The following is a 1,724-nucleotide window of genomic DNA, read 5'->3' on the forward strand; positions in this document are numbered from 1 at the left end:
CCACGGACGCCTCCCGCCCGGAGGCCGTGATCAGCGCGTCCGCCAGCTCGCCGATGGAGGGGGGGGGGGGGGGGGGGGGGGGGGGGGGGGGGGGGGGGGGGGGGGGGGGGGGGGGGGGGGGGGGGGGGGGGGGGGGGGGGGGGGGGGGGGGGGGGGGGGGCCCACTCCCGCGCCCGGGAGTTGTCCGAGAGGAGCCGCTCCACCTCACTCCCCGAGGGCCGCAGCCGCGCCGGGTCCACCACCACGGACGCCTCCCGCCCGGAGGCCGTGATCAGCGCGTCCGCCAGCTCGCCGATGGAGATCTCCCGGCCCACCCCGAGATTCACCGCGTGCCCGAGCGCCCGGTCGCACACCGCAAGCGCCATGAACCCGCGCGCGGTGTCCGTCACGTACGTGAAGTCCCGCGTCGGCGTCAGCGAACCGAGCCTGATCTCCCGCGCACCGGCGTGCAGCTGGGCCAGGATCGTGGGGATGACGGCGCGCGCTGACTGCCGCGGCCCGTACGTGTTGAAGGGCCGCACCACCGTCACCGGCAGTTCGAAGGCGTGCCAGTGGGAGAGCGCCATCATGTCCGCGCCGATCTTCGACGCGGAGTACGGGGACTGCGGCTGGAGCGGGTGGGACTCCGCGATCGGCGCCGTCAAAGCCGTTCCGTACACCTCGCTCGTGGAGGTGTGCACGAGCCGCCGCACGGAGTGCCTCCGGCACGCCTCGGCGACGTTCTCGGTACCGACGACGTTCGTCTGGACGTACGCGCCCGGGGAGTCGTACGAGTACGGGATGCCGATCAGCGCGGCCAGATGGAAGACCGTGTCGCAGCCCGCGACCGCGTCCATCACACGCCCCGCGTCCCGCACGTCACCGGCGATCATCTCGACCCGGGAATCGCCGAGGAGATGGGCGAGATGGCCCTTCTCGGCGTACGGCTTGTAGTGGACGAAGGCGCGGACCTTCGCGCCCGCTTCGAGGAGCAGGTCGACAAGGGTCGAGCCGATGAACCCCTCGGCCCCGGTGACCAGGACGGTCCGGTCCCGCCAGGAGAAGCCGGACGGGGCGGGCGGCGCGGCGGACGTGGCGGGCGGCACAACAGACGTGGCGAGGGCGTTCGAGGTGCTCATGCGTACTCCAGGTGAGAGGTGGCGTCGGCGAGGCGGAGGACCCGCTCCGCCAGCAGGTCGGCGGCGCGGGCATGCGGCCCGGGCGGCGCGGCGGCACTCATCGCGGCGAGCCGCGCGGGCTCCGCGAGCAGCGGCCCCGCGAGCGCGGCGAGGCGCTCCGCGGTGGTCTCCGCGTCGGGCAGCAGCAGTCCCGCGCCCGCGTCGGAGAGGACCCGGGCGTTATGGGTCTGGTGGTCGCCCGGCGCGTGCGGATAGGGCACGAGGACGGCGGGGACCCCGGTGGTGGCCAGTTCGGCGACGGTCGCGGACCCGGCACGGCAGACGACGAGGTCGGCGGCGGCGTAGGAGAGGTCCATGCGGTCCAGGTAGGGAACGGCGTGGGCCACCGCCGCACCGCCCCCGGCGGCGAGCCGCGCCCGGGTCCCGGCCAGGGCGGCGGGCCCGGTCTTGATGAGCAGGTGGACGTCGCTCCGCCCCCGCCACAGCTCCGCGAGGCCGACCGCCGCCTCGGTGAGCCGGGCCGCGCCGAGGCTGCCGCCGTTGAAGAGGATCAGGCGGGCCCCGGCGGGAACGCCCAGCGCGCGCCGGGCCCGCCTGATCCTCTTC

Annotated in this window: 2 protein-coding genes; both read right to left on the reverse strand. The window is 75.9% G+C overall.

The annotated features are described in order from the left end of the window. On the reverse strand, nt 1-1,118 hold a 1,118-nt coding region (locus tag AB8Z36_RS39170), incomplete at its 3' end, for an SDR family NAD(P)-dependent oxidoreductase (RefSeq protein WP_369218127.1). Beyond that, a partial coding sequence (locus AB8Z36_RS39175) for a UDP-N-acetylglucosamine--N-acetylmuramyl-(pentapeptide) pyrophosphoryl-undecaprenol N-acetylglucosamine transferase (protein WP_369218128.1) occupies nt 1,115-1,724 on the reverse strand: 610 nt, incomplete at its 5' end. The genes AB8Z36_RS39170 and AB8Z36_RS39175, both read right to left, overlap by 4 nt.

The sequence above is a fragment of the Streptomyces flavofungini genome (genome assembly GCF_041028215.1).
GTDB classification, from domain to species: Bacteria; Actinomycetota; Actinomycetes; order Streptomycetales; family Streptomycetaceae; genus Streptomyces; species Streptomyces flavofungini_B.